The following is a 22812-nucleotide window of genomic DNA, read 5'->3' as shown; positions in this document are numbered from 1 at the left end:
ATTACAACCATTATAACAACTACAACCCTACAAACATGGAACTTAAAATCTACCAAGTAGACGCTTTTTCAGATAAGGTATTTGGAGGAAATCCTGCAGCCGTCGTTCCGTTAAAGGAATGGTTAGAAGATGATATTCTTCAAAAAATAGCCTTGGAAAACAACCTTTCAGAAACCGCTTTCTATGTCAAAGAGGAGAATAATATTGTTTTGAGGTGGTTCACACCGGGAACTGAAGTAGACCTCTGTGGTCACGCAACACTGGCTACAGCGCACGTACTTTTTGAACATGAAGGTTTTGAAGGATCAGAAATCTCTTTTTTTTCACTGCGGTCAGGGATTTTGAAGGTCCGAAAGGAGGGAAGCCAACTCGTGATGGACTTTCCCCTTGATCAAATCGAAGAGATTGAAATGGCGAAAGAATTGACTGATCCATTTTCTCCAAAACCAATACAGGCATTTAAGGGGAAAACTGATTACATATTGGTTTTTGAAAATGAAAATCAAATTAGAACTTTAAACTTTGACCTTACCTTGATTTCCAAACTACCAGTTCGAGGAGTAATAGTAACCGCAAAAGGAGAAAAAGTGGACTTTGTTTCCAGGTTTTTTGGGCCACAGGTTGGGGTTCCTGAAGATCCTGTCACCGGTTCTGCACATACAAGTTTGACACCGATCTGGTCACAGAAACTCGGAAAGGAAGAATTGACCGCCGTTCAGGTGTCCGCGAGGGAGGGCAAAGTTGGCTGTAAATTACTTGCAGAAAGGGTGATTTTGACCGGAAATGCAGTTACCTACTTGATCGGAAAGATCTACATTTGATCCAAACTCAAGGTTGGATGTAAACAAAAGCATTGACATTCATACCTGCACCTACAGAAGCAAAAATCATAACGTTGCCTTGATGGAACTGGTGCTCAGGTAGCTCGTTTCTTACAATCATATCGTACAAGATGGGCACGGTTGCAACTGAATTGTTACCCATTTTGGCAATGATCATGGGCATGATTTCTTCCTGCATTTTGTCTTTACCAAAGAGTTTGAAGGTTCTTTCGAGAATGGCGTGATCCATTTTGGCGTTGGCCTGATGGATCAAAATCTTGGAGATATCATCTATTCCTAATCCTGCCTTTTCTATGACCTGTTTGATAAGAATCGGAACAGTATTCAATGCATACTCGTAAAGCTTGCGTCCATTCATTTTTAGGAATAGCGTATCATCCTTAAAATCGGGATTATAGGACACATCCATTTTTAAGTAGTGGGCTTGTGTAAGGGTGTCTGTCCTTGTTTTATGCGCGATGATCCCAACAGGTTTTTCACTTTCAGTTCCTTCTATCACCACTGCACCTGCACCATCTGAATAAATCATGGTATCAATATCATGTGGATCAACGATTCTTGAAAGGTTTTCAGCTCCGATAACCAAGGCACTTTTTGCATCTCCCGACTTGATAAAATAATCAGCATGGATTACACCTTGTACCCATCCGGGACAGCCAAAAGGAAGATCGTAAGCCACGCAATCCGGGTTTTGGATCTGGAGCAAATGTTTGACCCTGGTCGCAATAGTCGGGACCATGTCTGTTTTCTTATTGTCATGTCTGATTTCACCAAAATTTTGAGCGACAATGATATAATCCAAGGTCTCGGGATCTACACCTGAAGCCTCGATCGCTCTTTGGGAAGCAATAAAAGCCATGTCTGAGGTGTTCATATCAGCCTGCAAATACCTTCTTTCCTCGATTTCGGTGATGTCTTGAAACTTTTGGATGATGTCTGCATTTGCCTTGGGCAATTTGTTGCCTGAGGAATCAAGAAACTCATTTTTCAAAAAATCTTCGTTCTTTATAACGATGTCCGGCAGATAAGAACCAGAACCAATAATTACAGTATAGATAGACATGGTGGCGATGTTTGGCTATTGGAATCAACCTCCAATTAAGCAATAAAAAAATAAATTCAACCAAAAATAGATAAAGAAAAAGCTCCGTTTTCTCAGAGCTTTCTCAATTTAAGTTCAAATATTTGGTTGTGGAGTAGTTCTCAGGTAAGATTTTATTTTTGTATGCCCTTTTGGAAATTTAGCTGGGATATCTTCATCCTTGATGGCAGGAGCGATGACCACATCCTCGCCGTTTTTCCAGTTAGCCGGAGTTGCGACAGAGTACTTGGCTGTCAATTGTAGTGAATCAATTACCCTGAGCAATTCGTCAAAGTTCCTTCCTGTGCTGGCGGGATACGTAATAATGAGTTTGATTTTTTTGTCGGGACCGATTACGAATACTGACCTTACCGTAAAGTTCTCATTGGCATTGGGATGGATCATGTCGTACAGCTCGGATACATTTCTGTCCTTATCTGCAATCAAAGGAAAATTTACAGTCGTATGTTGTGTCTCGTTGATGTCCTTGATCCAAGCAGCGTGGTCTACAAGTCCATCCACACTCAGTGCCATGACTTTGACATTTCTTTTTTCGAATTCGGATTGCAGCTTGGCGACAGCACCTAATTCTGTGGTGCACACCGGTGTGTAGTCTGCCGGGTGTGAAAACAATACTCCCCAACTATCTCCTAAATATTCGTGAAAGTCAATTTTTCCTTCAGTCGTCTCTGCGACAAAATTTGGTGCTAAATCGCCTAATCTTAGTGACATGATATTATTATTTAAAGTCTATCGAATTGATAGGTAAATAACCCTTAGCCGCCAAAATAAGTTTAGATTTTGAATAGAATTTTGGGTTATTCGCTTTATTGTAGAGAATCTTTAAAATTACTTCAATAGAAAATAAGTGAAATTTGTATTAACCTTGATAGTTTGCTAGGAATTGAATGAATTATGAAAAATGAAAATGCGCTCATCGTCTTTCAAAAAAACGCAGAATTAGGAAAGGTAAAAACAAGACTTGCTGCAACTATCGGAGACAAAAGGGCCTTAGAAATATACCAGTCTTTGCTGTTACACACTTACCGCATAATTGAAAAATTGGAAGATATTGATACAGTCATTTTCTATTCGGATTATGTCGAAAAAGGAACATTAGACCAATTTCAGCCTGACTCAAAAGAAATACAGACAGGAAAAGACCTTGGGGAAAGAATGGCAAATGCTTTCCGATTATTATTCGATCAAGGGTATAAAAAAGTCGTCATCATCGGTACAGATTGTCCCGAAATCAGCGCAACAGAAATCACCGAAGCCATCCTTACTTTGGACCAAAATGAAGTATGCATCGGTCCAGCCTTGGATGGCGGATATTATTTACTCGGAATGTGCAGATTTTATGATTCCATTTTTCAAAATATCCCTTGGAGTACATCTAATGTGTTTAGTAGAACAATAAAATTACTAAACAGGCATCAAATCAGTTACGGATTATTGAAAACACTTCATGACATAGATACGGAAGAGGATCTCCAAGCATTTTTTCCTAAATAAATCACTTCTCGAAGTCATTTTAATTTTGGAATTTGGCATGATCGGAATCAGAAAAATATGAAATCTCTCTATAAAATAGCGCTTTTACTGTTCTTTTTTCCTATGGACCTACTTGCTCAAGTCCAAGAATATGATATTTCAATAGCAGGGATATCGATCGGGGAGATGACTGCCACCAAAAAAGTGACCGGAGAGATTTCCCAAATCGATGTCAAAAGCAATGTTGGATTCTGGTTCTTTGGCAAAATTGAACTTGATCTACATACCATTTCGGTTTTCAATGGAAAACATTTTATTAAAAGTGATTTGAAATCAAAAACCAATAAGGGAGATTTCCGCTCTCTCATCACTTGGGAAAATGACCACTACAAGGTCAATTCGAGGAATTATAAATATGAATTGGATACAGAAGTCCAAAGGAAAGTGTTTTTCAGCTCCGCCTCTTTCTACTTTGAAGAACCAATAAACGTGAAGGAATTTTTTGCTGAAGGATATGGATTGGTGTGTCCTGTGATCAAGCGCAAAGATCATTACGAAGTCAATGTCAATGGAAACAAAAACAGATTTTACTATGTCGATGGAAAACTTGACAAAGCCGTCATGGAATTTCCGATAAAAAACTACCTCGTAAAAAGGAAATCGAAATGATAACACTATGAAAATCAGTGTCATCATTCCTGTAATGAATGAAGTAGAAAACCTGAAAGCACTTTTGCCATTGTTTCAAAATGGAAATCAGAATAGCTCTCTCGAGGTCATCATCGTCGATGGGGGAAGCAATGACGGTACCAAACAAGAAGTATTGGCAGCCGGATTCACCTTTATTGAATCTGACATCCAAAGCAGGGCTGTGCAAATGAATCTTGGCGCAAAGATAGCAAAGGGAGATATTTTATATTTTGTCCATGCTGATGTGAGGATTCTCAAGACCTTTTTTGATGACATCAAATCGTGCCTTGATGATGGTTTTCAGGCTGGCTGTTTTGCATACAATTTTGATTCAACCAACAAAATGCTTCAGATTAATTCATGGTTTACCGAGTTCAATGGAGTGCTGTCAGGAGGAGGCGATCAGACGCTTTTTATCAAAAGAAATACCTTTTGGGAATTGGGTGGGTTTGATGACAAGTATTGCCTGATGGAGGACTTTGATTTGGTTCGGAGAATTAAGAAGAAGTACAGCTTCAAAGTAATTCCAAATAGGATTTTGGTCTCCGCCCGTAAATATGAAAAAAACTCTTGGCTAAGGGTTCAATTGGCTAATTTGACCCTTATTGTATTTTTTCATCTAAAAGTTTCTCCCATAAAGCTGAAGAAAACATATTCAAAACTGTTGAAATAAGAAAACGGAACAGCATTGCCATTCCGTTTTATATATCATCAATACCTATGAAGAAAATTTACTGATGCAAATGTATCTTCAATAAAATTGGCGTCGGTTACCTCAGTGTGAAGTTACAATCAACGATTGGTTACTAACAATGCGATTATTTTTTGTCCATCATGATTTCCTGATTTTTCAGGATATCCATTGCAAATAAGCTCATGGCTTTGATTCCGGTTTTGATGGTGGGTTCAGGAACAGGTGCAAAAATAGGGCTATGAAGTCCTGGAATCTCCAATCCTTTTTCTTCCGCTTCTTTTAGGAATACAGGATCATTGGCCCCCAAGTAAAACATAGTGATCGGAATATTCCTTTCCTGCATGCCAAATCGGCTGAAATCTTCACCGATCATCTGGGCTTTGACTTCCACTACTTTATCTTCACCAATGTTATTTTTAAATACCTCCACCATTTGCTTGGTGAGGTCGGCGTCGTTGATCAATGCCGGTGTGTGTGGGTTTCTGATCCAATAAGTAGGCATTTTGTTGTCAGGAAGTCCTGCAGCTCTGGCGAGATTTTCACTGATCCTTTTGATGCTTGAGATCATTTCTTCCCTGACATCCATGGAATATGACCGCAATGTTAACTGCATCACCACTTCATCCGGGATAATGTTGTGGACCGTACCACCATGGATCGATCCGACAGTAACCACTGCAGGTTCAGTTGGAGCGATTCTCCTGCTTACAATCGTCTGATAAGCTTGAATCATTTGTGCGCTCAAAACAATAGGATCAATTCCTTTGTGCGGCGCAGCACCATGGGCTCCCTCGCCATAAACTGTCACATTCATCATATCGACGCCAGCCATCAGGGCACCTTCTTTATATCCCAAAGTTCCTGCAGGAAGAAATGGGTCATCATGCAGCGCTATCGCAAAATCAGGATGCGGAAAACGCTCATAAAGGCCATCATTCATCATATTCCAAGCACCCATACCGTTTTCTTCGGCGGGTTGACCGACCATCAGCAAGGTTCCTCTCCATGAGTCTTTATATTCCATCATCATCTTGGCTGTTCCGATAAATACCGTCATATGGATATCATGTCCACAAGAATGTGCTATAAAAGTATCCTTGCCGTCATTGCTGATTCCTTTTTTGACTGAAGCGTAGGGTAGGCCGGTCTTTTCTTCCATAGGCAAAGCATCCATATCCGAGCGGATAAGCAATACAGGCCCGGGTCCGTTTTTGAAAACACCCACCACGCCATATCCGCCTACATTTTCGGTTACCTCATAGCCAACGGCTTTGAGTTCCTTTGCTATGCGGGCAGAAGTTTCTTTCTCCTGAAGGGAAAGTTCAGGGTTTTGATGGAGGTGTTTGTAAAGCCCATCGAGTTCAGGATAAATTCCGTCAATGTAGGAATCAACAGTCTGCGCTATCAAAATATCAGTGGTAAAAAGGGTCATACTCAGAAGGAAAAGGGTATTTTTTATCAATTTCATTTGGATTGATTTAATTTTGTAAATCAAATAAAACAAATTATTCCCTGTTTTGTGGATATGTTTTTATTTTCACTAATCTGAATTCTCCTTTTTTATGCCTTTGATTGAAAACTCCACCTATGGGAAACCTCCCAAATTCCTTTTCAACGGGCATTTGGAGACAATCATACCCAGTATTTTTAGAAAAATCCAAGGCATCCACTATTCGCGTGAAAAGATCAATACTCCGGACGGGGATTTCCTTAACCTTGATTGGTCACAGATCGCAAGCAAAAAACTCCTCATCATTTCCCATGGCCTCGAAGGCAGTTCGGACAGACATTACGCCATGGGATTGGCCAAGCTTTTCAACAACCACGGTTTTGATGCCTTGGCTTGGAACAACAGATCCTGCGGTGGCGAAATGAACAATGCACCGATTTTGTACCATCATGGTGCTTCCTATGATTTGAAAACAGTCATTGACCATGTCGAAAAATCCCATTCCTATGAATCCTATTACTTGGCAGGAATCAGCATGGGAGGAGCTCAGACTTTGAAATATTTGGGAGAAAACGGCATTGACCTCAATTCAAAAATCAAAAGAGCTGCCGTTTATTCCACACCCTGTAACCTTCCTGACTCAGCTGCGACATTAAAGGAAAAGAAAAATGCCTTTTACAAAAACCGGTTTTTGGGAAAGCTAAAAGCAAAAATGCTAATCAAAGGAAATCAGTTTCCAAATCTGGTGGATTTGGATTTACTGAAAATGGTCAAAGACTTTGACACATTCGATACCCACTTCACTGCCAAAGTTCATGGGTTCAGAGATGCGCATGATTTTTACCAAAGTGTCAGTGCAGACAATTGGATGGCTGATATCCAGATTCCGACTTTGATCATCAATGCCCTCAATGATCCACTGATTATGGACCGTTGCTTTCCCATCAAGCTTGCAGAAAAACATCCCCACATTTTCCTTGAAATGCCAACTAGGGGAGGACACACCGGTTTTTTGGTGCCCGGTCAGGAATTTACCTGGGCGGAGTATCGGTTTTTGGAGTTTTTAAATTTGCCGGTAGGGTAATTGAAGAAAGGTTAAATTAATACCGCCCTTTTGCCAGCTCACTGACTTGTTGTCGACTAATGCCTAATGGAATGGCTAGACCATTCTAATTCAAGCATTTGTCATCTAGTGCCCCGAGAATTCGCATCGAGATGGGGGTTATAATATTTTTATTTATCTACAACCACCCCAAATAAACCGAATCGGAGAGTAGCATTTCAGCACTCTTGGTCTGCTCCTGACTAAAAGCAAGATATATATGCCATTTATCTTTTAGCCTGTTTACTGATAGCGGAAAAATCTGACTTTCAGATGACCTGTCATTGCCAAATATGACAACCCCCTGTTGGCTCTTTTGGGGAGGTTTTTCGTGGTCTTCAAAGGGTCTGTCCAGCCATTTTTGGAGCTCGATTTTGACGAATATGTTCAAGCGGATAAAAGCGACCAGATTGGACAGGTGCCATCCGAATTTTGCTGTTGCCTTCATGGCTTTGAGTAGCAGAATGGTAATCAAAGCAGTCCAAATCTGGATCATTACCGCATTTTTGGAGGTTCCGATGAAGGTTTTGATATGCAGTAGCTGTTTGATGTCACGGAAGAATATCTCGATTTCCCACCGGGATTTGTAAAGGTCTCCGATGGTCTGGGCTGCCCACCTGAAGTTGTTGGTGATCAGTTCGACGGTCTGCTGGTTTTTTTCGTCCCATACTGCCACCCTTCTGAGCCTTCCGGGATACTTTGCCTTGGACTGTGGGTTGGTCAGTTCGATCTCTTCGTCCTTGAGCACCTGCTGGGCGGTATGATCGGGCAGTTCCCGTTCCCTGACCGTGGTGAAGGCCAGGTTGTCTTTGTGCCGGATCACGAAGAATACCCCGCTGCTGTCCCAAACGTTGAGCAGCGGAAAGTCATTCTAATACCTGTCCGCCACGATGACGGATCCTTTCTCCAGGGGAATATCGTAGGCCCCTTTGTTGTCTGCCACACTCCCTTCTGTAATGTTCACATAGACAGTGAGTTTTCCATCATAGTCCAGGAGCGTATGCAACTTGACGGCTCCCTTTTTGGTACGGAAGGTTGCCCAGTCAAAAACCGAAAGGCATAGACTGACTACCGTGGAATCCAACAGGTAGACAGGGGCCTTGATCCTGAGATTGACTCGCCGTAAGGAGGCCTGCTGTCCTAAATGTTTCAAAAGTGAATAATACAGATCCTTGAACAAATCAGCGTCCCTGCGCTTGTTCTGGTAGCTGATACTCGACTTAGAAGGGGCCTTGGAAGTCTGAGGTTTTTGGTGCAAACCCAAAATAGCTATTTTGGGCAAAAAGTAGGGCCTCTCAACTTTTATTTAGGACGGTATTGTTTTAGTTTAGGAAGAAGGTTTATATTTTTTACGTTTTTTAGAAAAAATCAATTCTCCTTGAAATAATAAAATGATTTTTGCAATCTAAAGCACGGTTAGGCGTGAAAAGACTTGGACTTTATTTACTCGTCTAGAGTGCAAAGAAGAAGTTATTGATTCCCGATTTTAGTTATAAATTACAATGCTTCAATCGTTGCAATTCATCCCTTTTAATCTCAAAATTCATATATGAGCCAATATGCGTTAATCACAGGGGCTAGACAAGGTTTGGGTAAGGCCTTCGCCATAGAACTGTCCAAAAGAAAAATCAATACCATTCTCGTAAGCCGGCCAAACAACGGGTTGAATATACTTTGTGAGGAATTGAAGGAAAAATACCAGATCGATAGCAGGTATTATGAAACAGATTTGTCAGAATATAAAAATGTGATTGATTTGGGAGCTTGGATAAACCTTCATTTTGATATCTTCATTTTGATAAATAATGTAGGAACAGGTGGTACAAAAAAAATGACCGAGGCTCCCATAGAATACATCAATAAGATTTTGAACCTGAATATTGTAACTACCGCAGTACTCACCCACCAACTTTTGCCAAATCTTTTGAGACAGCCTAAAGGTTATATTTTGAATGTAGCAAGTTTGGCTGCTTATCTTCCCATCGGTTTTAAAACTGTCTATCCGGCATCAAAATCTTTTATATACTCATTTTCAAGAGGACTTAATCAGGAGTTGGAAAATACTAACGTTTCTGTAAGTGTTGTCTGTCCCGGCCCTATCAAAACGAACGGCGATGTGATAATAAGAACCGGAAAGGGATACTTTGGCAAATTTATGATGTTGGAACCTGAAGTGATCGCAAATAAATGTATTCGGCAACTTTTTGAAAAGAAAGCTGAAATCATAGTAAACCCGATGGTTTGGTTCCTCATTAAGATTTTGCCGACCTGGATCAAAACTCCCTTGATGACTAAAATAGCGAGGAAAGAAATAAGCTGATCTGGTTTAATCAAATTTGGAAATAGATTTGGAATTACCCGGGAAAGAAAAAGTACCGAGCTTCCAAAATAGTCAGGTAAGATTATTATAACCTTACCTAACCATCTCGATTAATCTTAAGATTTATTATATCAAGCAATTACAGATATGATGTAATACTGTTTCTTGCCTTTTTGGACCAATAAATACTTCCCTTGAAGCAGTGAAAAAGAAAGACTTTGATTGGGGTCTGTAACTTTCTCTTTGTTGATGGCTACGCCACCACCTTGGATCATTTTTCTTGCTTCTCCTTTGGAAGGGAAAATGATACTATTGGTTTTTTCAGAAAGCAAATCGGTCACGTTTGTGATTTCTTCAAATTCCCTCCGTGAAATTGTCGCTTGAGGAACGCCTTCAAAAACCTGTAAGAAGGTTCGTTCATCTAATATTGCCAAATCCTCTGTGGATGATTTCCCAAAAAGAATATCAGAGGCTTTTACAGCCATATTGTATTCATTTTCGCCGTGAACCATGATGGTAACTTGCTTGGCGATTTCTTTTTGAATTACCCTGAGGTGAGGAGCGTCGGTCTGTTCTTTTTCCAAGTTTAGCACAGTTTCCTGATCCAAGACCGTGAAAATCCTGATATACTTGGATGCATCCTCATCAGAGACATTCAGCCAAAACTGATAAAAGGCATAAGGGGAAGTCTTCTCAGGATCCAGCCAAACAGAACCGCTTTCAGTCTTTCCAAACTTTGTGCCGTCAGCTTTGGTGATCAATGGGACGGTAAGGGCATAGGCACTTCCACCTTCCATTTTGCGGATCAATTCAGTCCCGGTAACGATATTTCCCCATTGGTCCGAACCTCCAAGTTGGATGGCTACATTCTTGTTTTTCCACAAATGATAGAAATCGTATCCTTGGATCAACTGATAGGAGAACTCTGTAAATGAAAGGCCATTTCCATCTTCCAACCTTCTTTTGACCGAATCCTTGGCCATCATGTAGTTTACCGTAATATATTTGCCTACATCCCTGATAAACTCCAAAAACGAAAATTGGGACATCCAATCGTAATTATTGACAAGCTCCGCTTTGTTGGAAGTCCCTTCTCTGAAGTCCAAAAAATGTGACAATTGCTTTTGAAGACAAGCTACATTGTGGTCCAAAGTGGCTTTATCCAAAAGATTTCTTTCTGCTGACTTGAAACTTGGATCGCCGATCATTCCGGTTGCCCCTCCCACGAGTGCAAAAGGCTTGTGGCCTGCCCTTTGGAAATGGAGCAAAGTCATCACGCCGACGAGGTGACCGATATGCAATGAATCAGATGTTGGATCAAATCCAAGGTAGGCAGCGGCTGACCCTTTTTTCAGGTATTCTTCGATTTCAGGGGTCATATCCTGAAGCATTCCTCTCCAGCGCAGCTCTTCAATAAAGTTATTCATGGGAAACTCTGATTTTTTGAAGGTGTAAATATAGTTTTTTGAATTCCTCATTCAGAGAAATACTGTGAATTCTTGAATCAGATATTGAATTCACTCTAATTCGTGAAGGATAAGAAATGATTTTGGTCGCAAGTGGACATTTAAGATCGTCATCGGACAAAGGGGAATTAATAAATGTCGTTTTTTCAATAATTTCAGGTCTTTCTTTGGCTTGATCCTTGTCCACATTATTTCTTTGATCCATTCCACTCAATTCAACATTCAAAATGATTTCAAATTACCTTAAGGTTTCACTGAGAAATATCATTCGCCAAAGAAGCTATTCTGTTATCAACATTGTCGGCTTGGGTATTGGCTTGGCAACTTGCTTGCTCATTTTTCTATGGATCCATGACGAATGGAAATTTGACCGGTTCCACAGCAATTCGGATAGGATTTTTAAAGTGATGGTCAACAATACATTCTCAGACGGATCAATAACCTCCTATGGCGCTACCCCGGTGAATTTGGCTGAGGTGATTCAAAGTGATCTTCCCGAGGTGGAGATTGTTTCACAAACAAGCATGGATACGGAGCTTCTTTTAAAATCAGGAGAAAAAGCATTCCTTCAAAATGGTATTTATAGTGATCAAGGGTTGTTTCAGATTTTTAGTTTTCCCATTGTAAAGGGAGACAATATGAATCCCGTTGCCAACAAGAAAGCCATCGCCATTTCAGAAAACCTTTCCCAAAAATTATTTGGGAATTCCGATCCAATAGGTAGGGTCATTCTTGTAGAGGGGAAGCATGATATGATGGTAAGCAGTGTCTTTTTGGATCTACCATCCAATTCAAGTTTGCAGTTTGATTTTGTCTTGCCTTTTGACCTATTCAAAGAAGAAAACCCTTGGACAAAAAATTGGCAGAGTGGGGGATCACGAACTTATGTCGCTTTGTATAAGGACGCCGATCTGGATGCGGCAAATCAAAAAATTTCCAACTTGATCAAAAAAAACTGTCCTGAATGTATCAGTAACCCCTTTTTATTCCAGTTTACAAAATACAGGCTGTACAACAAATTTGAAAACGGACAAATTGCCGGAGGAAGGATTGACCAGGTATGGCTTTTTTCTGTGATAGGTATGCTGATTCTCATCATGGCCTGCATCAACTTCATGAACCTAGCCACTGCAAGGTCAACGACTAGAGGTAAAGAGATTGGGATACGGAAAGCAATTGGAGCAGGAAAAGCTGGTTTGATTAAGCAGTTTCTCCTCGAATCTATTCTACTTTCTTTTTTTGGCCTTGTCGTAGCCATAGTTTTGGTCATTTTGATTTTGCCTTATTTCAATGAATTGACAGAGAAAAATATTTCATTGGAAAATGCCGATTCAATAATCCTCTTCGGAGTAGTTTTATTGACTTTGGCCTGTGGTCTCTTGGCAGGCTCTTACCCTGCTTTTTTCCTTTCTTCCTTCAAACCTGTTGCTGTTTTAAAGGGAGATTCGGGCTCACAATTAAAAGGTACAGCTATAAGAAAATCCCTTGTAGTGGGTCAACTGGCTTTGTCCACTATTTTGATCATAGGCAGCTTGGCTGTTTACAAGCAAATTGAGTTTATCAGCAACAAGAACCTGGGTTACCAAAAGGAACAAATTATTGTAATTGATGCCCAAGAATCACAAATTAAAAATCACGAAGCATTCAAAAATGAACTCAAAAATTTTGGAGGGATAGAAAGTGTGGGCTTTGGAGGAAGTGATATTCTTTCAATCCCCATTACTGCCAACGATATTACTTGGAATGGAAAGTCTGAAAGTGATAACATTACCTTCAAAATTCTCCGATGTGATGAAGATTTCCTACCAACGATGGGAATTCCATTTGTGGCGGGCTCAAATTTTTCTCCAGACCAAAACCCCGAAAATCCAAAATATATCATCAATAGAAGAGCAATGGAAGCAATGGGGATTCCCAAAGATGAAATAATCGGGTCTGAGATAGAGGCTTGGCATGGTCTAGGTCAGGTGATCGGTGTCACGGAAGATTTTCACAACAATAGCCTGAGGGAAAACATCGAACCGATGGTTTTTATGTATAGCCAAAATGTTGGATTCCACTACTATGTCCGGACCAATCCGGAATATGGTATGGAAGAAACGCTGAGCCATATGGAGGGAATAATAAAAAAATACAGCCCTGATTATCCTTTTGGGTATACTTTTTTGGATGAAGCATTTCAAAGGGAGTACCAAATGGAACAAGTTATCGGCAAGCTTTCTATGGGATTTACAGGAATAGCAGTCCTCATTGCATGCATGGGATTGTTCGGCCTTTCTTCTTTTTCTGCTTCCAAAAGGGTCAAAGAAATGGGTATAAGAAAAGTAATGGGTGCGTCCTCCAGCCAATTGGTCCTATTGTTGGGAAGGGATTTTTTCACGTTGGTTTTTCTTGGTGTTCTTTTAGGCTTTCCTTTGGCTTGGTATTTCTCCAAAATGTATTTGGCAGGATTTGCTTTTCATACCCAGCTCACAGTTTGGGCATACCTGTTTACCACATTGTCCTTATTGGGAATTGCCCTTCTGTCGGTTTTCTATCAATCCATAAAAGTTGCTTTGTCCAATCCGGTTGATTCCTTGAGAAATGAATAAATCAGGAATTAATAAGCTTTCCCAACCCCTACCAAGCTATCCCATAATCCTCTCCATGATTGCTCGATCCTCCCCAAAATGTCCCATGCTTCCAATCAAACCAAATGGCATTGAGTGGACCTGAAGTTCTGTCAAGCATATTTGGCTTGTAGCCCCGGTTTTGCAAGTCTTTTCTTACCCAAGCAGGAACCTGACTGTTGAGCGTGATGGAACCGGGTTTTGACTCATGAGCGCCAAAGGAAGATTGGATCTGGTAATTATGGATGTTGGCAGCTTCTGCGGCTTCCTGCACAGTCATCCCAAACTCTACGATATTCAAAAACATCTGCACCAAATCTTGGTCTTGGGTATCTCCGCCCTGCACGGCAAAGGAGAGAAAGGGTTTACCATCTTTCAAAGCCATACTTGGGGTCAAGGTTACCCTTGGTCTTTTCCCCGGTTGCAGGACATTGAAGGGATTGAGCCTTTCATCCAAAACGAAACTCTGCATCCGCTGACTCATGCCAACACCGGTATTTCCGGCAATGGTCGCAGGAACCCAACCACCGGAAGGGGTAATGGAAACCACCCAACCTTCGGCATCAGCCGCTTGGATGGAAGTCGTGCCTGCAAGAAAATGGTCCAGAAAAGGATCGTCTAGGCCTTGGATCGGCAACTCAGGTCGGTCATACACCAAGGCTTCTTTCCTATTGGCCAAGAGATGTGAAAAAGGATTGGTCTCTCCTTGGAAAGGGTAGGGGTCACCGGGACCCATTTCAGGATCATTTTTTTCTTTGATCAACTTTGCCCGCTCTTTCGCATACTCCTTGGAAAGCAAACCCTTCATCGGGCTTTTTGGAGTAAAATCAGGATCGCCGTAATAGAAATCCCGGTCTGAAAATGCCAAACTCATACTTTGATATACTGTATTGATATAATTGGCTGAATTATACCCCATTGACTTGAGGTCAAAATTCTCCAGGATATTCAGACTTTGGAGCAATGCCGGTCCTTGGGTCCATTCCTGAAGTTTGTATACATCAATGCCTTTGTAATTTACTTTCAGCGGTTCTTCGATTTTAACTTTCCATTTTGCAAAGTCTTCCATCGTAAAAAGTCCACCTTGTTCTCTTGCTCCTCTTACAATTTCGGCGGCAATATCTCCTTTGTAAAAACGCTCATAGGCTGCATAAATGGCTTCTTTTCTGTTTTTACCGGCTGCAAGCGCGGCTTTTTCGGTATCCACCAATTTCTTCAAAGTCTGATACAGATCCTCCTGCACAAAAACTTCTCCCGGATATGGCGCTTCTCTTTCTTCTCCAAGATGTGGCAAAAATACCTTCTTGGAATAAGGCCATTCTTTGATTTTGTCTTTATTCCTTTCGATCATGTTTGCAGTTTGGGCTTCGATGGGATATCCTTTTGCCATTTCCATGGCTGGAGCGAGCACTTGTTCCAAACTCATCGTGCCATACTCGGCTAACATGGTCATCAATCCACCAGGTGTTCCCGGAGTCGTAGCGGCCAATGGTCCAAACTCAGGTGGGTAGGCCATTCCCTTTTCTTTGTAAAATTCGACTGTAGCTCCTGTCGGGGCGATTCCCATGGCATTGATGGCAATGACCTTTCCGGTTTTGGGATTGTAAATCAATGCCTGTGTTTCGCCACCCCAACTCAATACGTCCCACATGGTACAAACTGCCGCAAGCATGGCGCATGAAGCGTCTATGGCATTTCCTCCTTGGTTGAATATCATGGCACCGGCCGTAGCACCAAGTGGTTTTCCAGTGATGGCCATCCAATGTTTTCCATGAAGTGGGGGTTTTTGCGTCTGAGCCGAAACATTGAAAGTGAAAAGACAGATTATTAAAATCGTAAAGTTCCTTATCATGGCTGATTTTCGATTAATTTGGGAAGTAAAGCATCAAAGCCTTCATAATTACTGTTGTATTGGGTGAATAAACTGAATAGGGAAGATGGCTCCTTGAGGTTGAGGTCGTTAGCATCTGCAAATGCTTCCATTTCTGTTTGGCTATCACCAAAAATCGGGAATATTTTTTTCTTGTTTGAAGGGATTTCAATGACATTTTTTCCTTCTATGTAATAATAAACAAACCTTTTTACCACACGATCATCCCGCTCACCCACCATTAAAGCTTGGTTGTAGTTCGATTCCTTGATGGAGGCGATTGTTCTTCTGACCAAAGGCATTTTGCCATCGACAAGAACTTCAAAAAATCCTGCTATCGGCGAACCTTCATCTTTGAAATCCATTCCATTGACAAAATACCTCGGCACACCATGCTCAGAATCAATCCATACCATGTTCCTAACCCTCAATCCGGGAATAGTGGTGGCATCATCGGAGTTTTCTGACCTCAGTTCTAAATTGTTACTGTTGATGTTATACCTTACGAAGTAACCTTCTATCAACTCTTCATTTTTATAAAGTAAGATAGAAGCCTTATTCCACTTTGTATCCAAGTAGAAGTTTCCCTGGAGTTGTTTAGGCTCAGGGGGAATCCCATAGATGGAATTTCCCCCGATGAAATTTGGCCTTTTACTGAACAATTCGGCAATATTGGTCGCCCTAATTGTTTTTTGCAAGGCAGCACCTGATTCATCTTCATACCCAATTGGAAATAAGGTAATCAGTCCAAGGTTCAAATTATCAGATACCTGAATCTGTGCTTGATAGGATTGAAAACCATTCATTTTTATGTTGAGTACATAGTTATTGGAAAAAACACTGTCAATAAAAAACCTACCTGATTCGTCAGAAAGTGCGGAGTATGCAAAATTCTTCATGGTAATTTCAGCACCGCTTAAAAGCTCCTCGGTGGCTCCGTTTCTAAGCATCCCGGTGACTTTAAAACGTTGGGCCATGAGGTTGCCAACAGTGAAAATCATTATCATTAAAAGGATAAAGGGCTTTGTGTATTCTTTCATCATAATGTTTTTCCAAAAATTAATGTACTGACTGTAAATAGGTAAGAGCACCAATTGTTTTGTAATATGGGTATGTTAACCTACATTTAAACTTTGAATATAAATATTGATTTGGAATAACTGGAACAAAACCCATGTACTTATTTTTTCTTTATTTACTGAGTGGGCTTTTTGTGTTTGCGGGGATCATGCATTTTGTTAGACCTTGGATGTATATCAAAATCATTCCTCCTTATCTTCCAAATCCAAAACTGTTGAATGCGCTTTCGGGCTTGTTTGAAATTGTTTTTGGGTTTGGACTGTTATTTGATCTTACTAGGACAATATCGGCCATTGGAATAATACTTCTTCTCCTGGCTGTGTTCCCTGCAAATATTTATATGTTTCAAAAAGGCGCCAAAGGAATACCAAAATGGGCCCTATTCCTGAGATTGCCATTACAATTTGTACTTATCGCCTGGGCCTATCTGTATGTCTAAACTGATTGACTTTGAATTTTAGTGATTTTAATTTTGAATCAAGCCTGAATGAAGGACTTGATGCCATGGGTTTTGATAAACCTACCCCCATCCAGGAGTTTGCAATCCCTGTGATCCAGCAGGGCAAAGACTTAATCGCCTGTGCCCAAACAGGAACCGGAAAAACTGCTGCATTTATTTTACCCATTTTGAATAAAATGGCTAGAGAAGGTCAAACAGACCTTAACACATTGATTTTGGCTCCCACAAGGGAATTGGCCATTCAGATTGACCAACAAATTCAGGGATTTGCCTATTTCTTAGGAATAAGCTCGATTCCTGTCTATGGCGGTGGTGATGGTATTGCATGGGAACAACAGAAAAAAGCCATGGAAGTCGGTGCCGAAATTATCGTTGCTACCCCCGGCAGGTTAATAGCCTTATTGGCTGGAGGGAAAATCAATTTTGACAAATTGGAGCACCTCATCATGGATGAAGCGGACAGGATGTTGGATATGGGTTTTTCGGAAGACATTTTGAAAATTGTCAATTACCTTCCAAAGAAGAGACAGACCATTCTTTTTTCTGCAACCATGCCTCCGAAGATCAGGCAATTTTCCAAACAACTTCTCAATAATCCTGAAGAGATCAGTTTGGCTATCGGTAAAACTGCCGCTAATGTGACGCAAGGTGTATATCTCGTCTATGAAACCCAAAAGGAAGCGCTTGTGAGAGCAATCCTTTCCAAAAAGGATTATGAGGCAGTTATCATTTTTGCTTCCACCAAAGAGAAGGTAAAAAACTTATTCAAGCTGTTGAAAAAAGATTTTGACATAGAGGCTTTTCACTCTGATTTAGAGCAGGTTGAAAGAGAAATTATCATGTCAAGATTTAAGAATAAATCACTTAAAATTTTGATAGGGACTGATATTATTTCAAGGGGAATTGATGTAGTCGGTATTGAGTTAGTCATCAATTATGACACGCCTAATGATCCCGAGGATTATGTCCACAGGGTAGGCCGTACGGCAAGGGCCGACAGCAACGGGGAAGCTATCACTTTTGTAAGTGACAAGGACCAATACAAACTTTCCAGAATCGAGCAGATGATCGCGATGGAAATAGAGAAGTTTCCGCTTCCTGAAGGTTTTCAATCAGGACCTGATTATAAAAGTAAAAGTCATAATTCTGAGAAATCCGGAGATTTTAAGAATAAGAAAAAATTCTCTAAAAATTCCGGAAAGAAAAAGGGTTTCAAACCAAGAGATAATCAAAACGTTGCGGCCAAAGACACGGGTCAAACCAAACCTGCAGAACCAAAACAAGCCCCAAGGCCTCCGAGAGAAAAACCTGCCGATGGCAATAATGAAAAAAACACTCCTTATGGGAGAAGGACCAATGTGATTGAGTAATCCATTTAAATCAGCTTCTTTGTTGGATTCCCATTATTACACTTTATATGGGATGGAAGTCCGAAGTAAGGAAGTTGGAAGTTGCAGACTTGAAATTTCAATCTTTCAATTTGAAGAACTATACAATAAAGAAAAAACGTCAGCTTCCACTGACGTTTTTTTGTTAGGGACATTAGTAGGGCTTTTACTTAGGCAAACTTTCCAATATCATCCTGACCAATTCCCCTTTTTCTTTGTCTTTGATCCACCTTGCCACGATCACCAAGTCGTTTTCTTCATCCACATAGACCATGTTCGTTCCTGCACCTAGATGGAAAAATGCAGATTCCGGAGCAGCTGGAATTTCTTTTCTGTCGGTATTCAGGAAATAATTCATGAATCCATAATTTGGTTGGACGGATGTTGGCGTTCTTGATTTTTTGATCCAAGCTTCAGATAGCACTTGTACGCCGTTCCAGTTTCCCTTTCTTAAGGTAAGGTATCCAAACCTTGCCTGATCGTAGGCATTGATAAACATGCCACCACCCCAATGTGAACCTCCGCTGACAGATTGCATGATTTGTCCATCGAGAATGATAAAGGAGTTTTCATAACCAGTCCATCTCCATGTTGGGCTAGCACCGATTTTGTCCATCAGGTTTTCTTTCAAAACCACCGGAAGTGGCTTTCTCCACACATTCAAAATCGCCAAAGCCAAGACATTCACTCTCGTGTCATTGTATTTGTAAACTGTCCCCGGTTCATTTCTTGGCCTGTTGAGCCATTCAGAAGAATTCCCCTGTGGCCTGTCTGCCCAATCAGGTTTGCCCCAAAGTGTCCCTTCCCAATCGGAAGTCTGACGCAGTAGATGTTCCCATGTAATCTTTCTATTGTGCTCACCTGCAAAAAGGTCAAAAACATCTTCCTCATTCAAGTGGTCTGCTTTGTTTTTGAGCGCTTTATAAGGATCATAAGGAATGATCGGCCCCACATAAGGATAAACCAAGTCCTTTTCACTTTTGATCAGTCCTTTGTCTACAGCCATCCCCACAGTGGAAGAAAGGATACTTTTGGCCACACTGAAGGTCAGGTCAACCCTGTCCGGGTCTCCCCATTGTCCAATGATATAGCCCTTATAAATAATCAAACCGTTTGCTGCTCCTCTTTCTTTCATTGGGCCGACAGGAAATCCAAAAGGCTCCCTCCCAAAAGCACTTTGATAGTGTGCCATTTTCAGATTGGGGTCAGCTTCGCTTTCGGTAGCAATGGCAAAATCAATCGCTTGCTGAAGTTTGCCTGCATCCACCTTCATTTCGGTAGGCTTTTTTTGTTGCCAATCGCCGGAAGCAGGGAAATAATCCTTTTGGGCCAAAGTTGAAAAGGGGATTAAAGTCACCGTCAAGGCCAAGAAGATTTGGGATATCTTTCTCATCATATTTTTTTTCGAATGTATCGGCAATCTAGGGTTCTTGAAAATCAAATTACAGGATTAGCCCTTTTAACATTTAAAAGGTTGGTAATAATGCACTAAATTGTAGCGTAAAACAATTGAGAAGAATATTTGTCTTATTGAATATTAGCTGAAATGGATCAACAAAAAATTTATATAATAGGAGCAGGAATTTCCGGCTTGATAGCAGCTTATGAATTTGAAAGAGCGGGATACAGCCCCATTATTTTAGAATCTTCTGAAAGTGTAGGCGGAAGGGTCAGAACGGACAGTGAAAAGGGATTTCTGATGGATAGGGGGTTTCAGGTCTTGTTGACTGCTTATCCTGAGGCCAAAAGATATTTAGATTATGAAAAATTAAACCTCAAGATGTTTGATCCCGGAGCGTTGGTTTTCAAACCGGGTGACTTTTTTGCTATCCATGATCCTTTGAGAAATCCTATGAGGTTGTTGGGAATGGCTTTTTCTAAAGTGGGAACCCTCAAAGACAAGTTCAAAATATTGAGTCTTACCAATGGCCTGAAAAAGAAAACTGAAGAAGATATTTTTGCCGCACCATCCATTCCCACCATTGATTTCTTGAGGAATTATGGCTTTTCTGAAACCATCCTTGACAATTTCTTCAAACCTTTTTTCAAAGGAATTTTCCTTGAAAACGAGCTGCAGACATCCTCAAGAATGTTCAACTTTGTTTTCAAGATGTTTTCAATAGGAAATGCTGCTGTTCCGGAAAATGGAATGCAGGAAATCCCAAATCAGTTAAAAAACAAACTCCAAAAGACTATTTTCCATTTCAATTCTCCTGTCGAAAGGGTAGAAGGTAAGACGATTCATTTAAAGGAAGGTAAGCAACTGCAGGCCGATAAAATCATCATCGCTTCAAGACCGGACAAAATTCTTACCCAATTAGATGGTCAGTTTAAAGAATATAGAAAGGTCATCAATCTATATTTTTCCCTTGAAAAATCCTTCATCGCCCAACCCATGATCGGGTTGGTACCTGATGCTCAGTTTCTGATCAATAATCTGGTGTTTATGACAGATGTCTCTAAATCTTATAGCAGTTCCGGCAAAGCATTGCTTTCTGTCACAGTCACCAAGGATTCCAAAGCCGATGATCAACTGATCAAATTAGTCACAGTGGAACTTGAATCCCTCACAGGCATTTCAGCCTCCTTTTTCCACCATATCAAAACTTACGAAATTTTGGAAGCTCTTCCTCAGGTAGATGACATGCAATACACTTTCTCTCCGACGAATACCAAGATTCAGGACGATATATACCTTGCAGGAGATTACCTGCTCAATGGTTCCATTAATGCTGCCATGACTGCCGGAAGAAAAGCAGCAGAAGCAGTTATGTTAAGCCTTCAACCCACCCACTAAATTGAAAAAGACCATAGCAATTGCAGGAGCAGGAGGATATATCGGAAGGTGGTTTATCGATAAGTACAAAGATAAATACAAGATTATTGCACTTAGCAGAAGGGATGCCATCCAAAATCCGAATCCAGAAGTAGAATGGAGAAAAGTAGAACTATTCTCAATTACCTCTACAATAGAAGCCTTACAGGGTGTGGATTATGCCATCTACCTGATCCATTCTATGAGTGCTTTGACACGGCTCGACCAAGGTAGTTTTGAGGATACTGACCTACTTTTGGCGGATAACTTTTCGAGGGCTGCAGAAGCCAATAATATCAAACAGATACTTTATCTAGGTGGAATTCTTCCCAAAGAAGTAGAAGAGGAAAAAATGTCAATTCATCTCAGAAGCAGGCTGGAGGTAGAAAAAACACTTGGTGAAAGGGGAGTACCTGTCACTGCACTTAGGGCCGGAGTCATAGTCGGTCCAGGAGGTTCTTCTTTTGAAATGGTGCGTAATCTCGTCCGAAAACTCCCGATTTTGATGTGTCCAAAATGGACTACTTCTCAAACGCAAGCCATTTCTCTCCGTGATACATTGATTATCATGGATTCCTGCATTGGAAATGAAAATGTATTTGGGAAAGCCATCGAAATCGGAAGCCCCGAAATTCTGTCCTACAAAGGCATGCTGGAAGAGACCGCAAGGGTGATGGGAAAGAAAAGATTTATTTTCACAGTGCCGGTTTTCTCCGTGGGATTTTCAAAACTTTGGGTTTCCTATTTTGGAGAAACTCCAGCGAAATTGGTTTCTCCTTTGGTAGAGAGTCTCAAACATACTTTGACAGTATCAGAGGAGCTCAAATTCAAAGAAAAAGAAATCGATTATTTGACATATGAGGAAAGCGTCAAGGAAGCCCTTGATCCTGCCAATAAACTTCCGGCAATTCCAAAGTTTAAAAATGACAGGGATGTAAAAAACACTGTCAGAAGTATCCAAAGGATGCCCAATACGAGACATAAAAGTGCCTTGTGGGTAGCTAACAGGTATAAAAGATGGTTACCGACTTTTTTTAGATTTCTGATCACTGCCAAAGAAAACAGTCGTGGGGACATAGGCTTTTACATATTGAAAGGATCGAAACCGATGTTGCAACTGACCCTTATTCCGGATCGAAGTGACATCAAACGGCAATTGTTTTACATCACAGGAGGATGGCTGGTCAAAAGATTTGACTACGGATGGCTGGAGTTCAGGGAGGTTTTGGGAGGAAAATATATGATCACGGCGATACATGAATTTGTACCCAGACTGCCATGGATTGTATATGTCAATACCCAAGCTAGAATTCACCTTTGGGTAATGAACCGATTTAGGGAATACCTAGAAAAGTACAAGGGAAGTTAAATAAATGGAAATGCGCTTCTTTGCCTTCAACTCCTTATTCTTATGCAGTCGGGACGGAAGACGGAAGACCGATGCCCCGGGC

The 22812-nt window shown here is 40.8% G+C and carries 18 protein-coding genes and 1 pseudogene; 11 read left to right on the top strand and 8 right to left on the bottom strand.

Annotation, left to right across the window (positions count from 1 at the left end):
- Nucleotides 1–35 precede the first annotated feature (35 nt).
- Nucleotides 36–821, top strand: a complete 786-nt coding sequence (locus M3O96_RS03700; RefSeq protein WP_249718887.1) for a PhzF family phenazine biosynthesis protein — start codon at nt 36–38, stop codon at nt 819–821.
- A gap of 7 nt (nt 822–828) precedes the next feature.
- Here the strand turns inward: M3O96_RS03700 and M3O96_RS03695 are convergent, their stop codons facing one another.
- Together M3O96_RS03695 and M3O96_RS03690 are read right to left on the bottom strand one after the other, a co-directional pair.
- The gene (locus tag M3O96_RS03695) at nt 829–1905 is read right to left on the bottom strand and encodes a 3-oxoacyl-ACP synthase III family protein (RefSeq protein WP_249718885.1); all 1077 of its coding nucleotides are present in this window, start codon (nt 1903–1905) and stop codon (nt 829–831) included.
- Nucleotides 1906–2019: 114 nt separating this feature from the next.
- The gene (locus M3O96_RS03690; protein ID WP_249718883.1) at nt 2020–2655 is read right to left on the bottom strand and encodes a peroxiredoxin; all 636 of its coding nucleotides are present in this window, start codon (nt 2653–2655) and stop codon (nt 2020–2022) included.
- Between the two features lie 183 nt (nt 2656–2838).
- Here M3O96_RS03690 and M3O96_RS03685 point away from each other — a divergent pair, with 183 nt between their 5' ends.
- From M3O96_RS03685 to M3O96_RS03675, 3 genes are read left to right on the top strand one after another with little or no spacing between them, the layout of a single operon-like run.
- Nucleotides 2839–3438, top strand: a complete 600-nt coding sequence (locus tag M3O96_RS03685; RefSeq protein ID WP_249718881.1) for a TIGR04282 family arsenosugar biosynthesis glycosyltransferase — start codon at nt 2839–2841, stop codon at nt 3436–3438.
- A 57-nt stretch (nt 3439–3495) separates the two neighbouring features.
- Complete coding sequence (locus M3O96_RS03680; RefSeq protein ID WP_249718880.1) at nt 3496–4086, top strand: DUF6134 family protein; 591 nt, start codon at nt 3496–3498, stop codon at nt 4084–4086.
- Nucleotides 4087–4093: 7 nt separating this feature from the next.
- Nucleotides 4094–4780, top strand: coding sequence for a TIGR04283 family arsenosugar biosynthesis glycosyltransferase (locus M3O96_RS03675; RefSeq protein WP_249718878.1), 687 nt, complete (start codon nt 4094–4096; stop codon nt 4778–4780).
- A 145-nt stretch (nt 4781–4925) separates the two neighbouring features.
- Here the strand turns inward: M3O96_RS03675 and M3O96_RS03670 are convergent, their stop codons facing one another.
- Nucleotides 4926–6269, bottom strand: coding sequence for an amidohydrolase (locus M3O96_RS03670; RefSeq protein WP_249718876.1), 1344 nt, complete (start codon nt 6267–6269; stop codon nt 4926–4928).
- Between the two features lie 94 nt (nt 6270–6363).
- On the opposite strand from M3O96_RS03670, the gene M3O96_RS03665 reads away from it, so the two are divergent.
- A complete protein-coding gene (locus tag M3O96_RS03665) occupies nt 6364–7335 on the top strand; it encodes a YheT family hydrolase (protein ID WP_249718874.1) in 972 nt (323 codons plus the stop codon).
- A 157-nt stretch (nt 7336–7492) separates the two neighbouring features.
- Here M3O96_RS03665 and M3O96_RS03660 read toward each other — a convergent pair.
- A pseudogene (locus tag M3O96_RS03660) lies at nt 7493–8506 on the bottom strand (IS4 family transposase).
- A gap of 396 nt (nt 8507–8902) precedes the next feature.
- Between M3O96_RS03660 and M3O96_RS03655 the strand changes: the two are divergent.
- Entirely contained in the window at nt 8903–9673 is a 771-nt protein-coding gene (locus M3O96_RS03655) for an SDR family NAD(P)-dependent oxidoreductase (RefSeq protein WP_249718873.1), read from the top strand.
- A 131-nt stretch (nt 9674–9804) separates the two neighbouring features.
- On the opposite strand, the gene tyrS is transcribed toward M3O96_RS03655, so the two are convergent.
- Nucleotides 9805–11100 carry a tyrosine--tRNA ligase gene (gene tyrS / locus M3O96_RS03650; protein ID WP_249718871.1) on the bottom strand — a complete coding sequence of 432 codons (1296 nt, stop codon included), beginning with the start codon at nt 11098–11100 and terminating at the stop codon, nt 9805–9807.
- A 266-nt stretch (nt 11101–11366) separates the two neighbouring features.
- Here tyrS and M3O96_RS03645 point away from each other — a divergent pair, with 266 nt between their 5' ends.
- Entirely contained in the window at nt 11367–13730 is a 2364-nt protein-coding gene (locus tag M3O96_RS03645; protein WP_249718869.1) for an ABC transporter permease, read from the top strand.
- 28 nt (nt 13731–13758) lie between these two features.
- Here M3O96_RS03645 and M3O96_RS03640 read toward each other — a convergent pair whose 3' ends face one another.
- A complete protein-coding gene (locus M3O96_RS03640; RefSeq protein ID WP_249718867.1) occupies nt 13759–15600 on the bottom strand; it encodes a gamma-glutamyltransferase family protein in 1842 nt (613 codons plus the stop codon).
- Nucleotides 15597–16625 (bottom strand): carboxypeptidase-like regulatory domain-containing protein, encoded by a 1029-nt coding sequence (locus tag M3O96_RS03635; protein ID WP_249718865.1) that lies wholly within the window; start codon nt 16623–16625, stop codon nt 15597–15599. The genes M3O96_RS03640 and M3O96_RS03635 overlap by 4 nt, the downstream gene beginning before the upstream one ends.
- Nucleotides 16626–16792: 167 nt before the next feature.
- Between M3O96_RS03635 and M3O96_RS03630 the strand changes: the two genes are divergently transcribed.
- Both M3O96_RS03630 and M3O96_RS03625 read left to right on the top strand, forming a co-directional pair.
- On the top strand, nt 16793–17137 hold the full coding sequence (locus tag M3O96_RS03630; RefSeq protein WP_249718864.1) for a DoxX family protein: 345 nt from the start codon (nt 16793–16795) through the stop codon (nt 17135–17137).
- Nucleotides 17138–17148: 11 nt separating this feature from the next.
- Nucleotides 17149–18528 carry a DEAD/DEAH box helicase gene (locus M3O96_RS03625; RefSeq protein WP_249718861.1) on the top strand — a complete coding sequence of 460 codons (1380 nt, stop codon included), beginning with the start codon at nt 17149–17151 and terminating at the stop codon, nt 18526–18528.
- A 184-nt stretch (nt 18529–18712) separates the two neighbouring features.
- Here the strand turns inward: M3O96_RS03625 and M3O96_RS03620 are convergent, their stop codons facing one another.
- Nucleotides 18713–19942, bottom strand: coding sequence for a serine hydrolase domain-containing protein (locus tag M3O96_RS03620; protein ID WP_502798898.1), 1230 nt, complete (start codon nt 19940–19942; stop codon nt 18713–18715).
- 150 nt (nt 19943–20092) lie between these two features.
- Between M3O96_RS03620 and M3O96_RS03615 the strand changes: the two genes are divergently transcribed.
- Together M3O96_RS03615 and M3O96_RS03610 are read left to right on the top strand one after the other, a co-directional pair.
- Entirely contained in the window at nt 20093–21343 is a 1251-nt protein-coding gene (locus M3O96_RS03615) for a protoporphyrinogen/coproporphyrinogen oxidase (protein ID WP_249718859.1), read from the top strand.
- Nucleotide 21344: 1 nt separating this feature from the next.
- Nucleotides 21345–22730, top strand: coding sequence for an NAD-dependent epimerase/dehydratase family protein (locus M3O96_RS03610; protein WP_249718857.1), 1386 nt, complete (start codon nt 21345–21347; stop codon nt 22728–22730).
- The last annotated feature ends 82 nt before the right edge of the window (nt 22731–22812 follow it).

It is taken from the genome of Aquiflexum sp. TKW24L, assembly GCF_023502205.1.
In the GTDB taxonomy this organism is placed as follows: Bacteria; Bacteroidota; Bacteroidia; order Cytophagales; family Cyclobacteriaceae; genus Cognataquiflexum.
The sequence above is the reverse complement of the archived record's forward strand: the minus strand, read 5'-3'. Positions and strand labels throughout refer to the sequence as shown.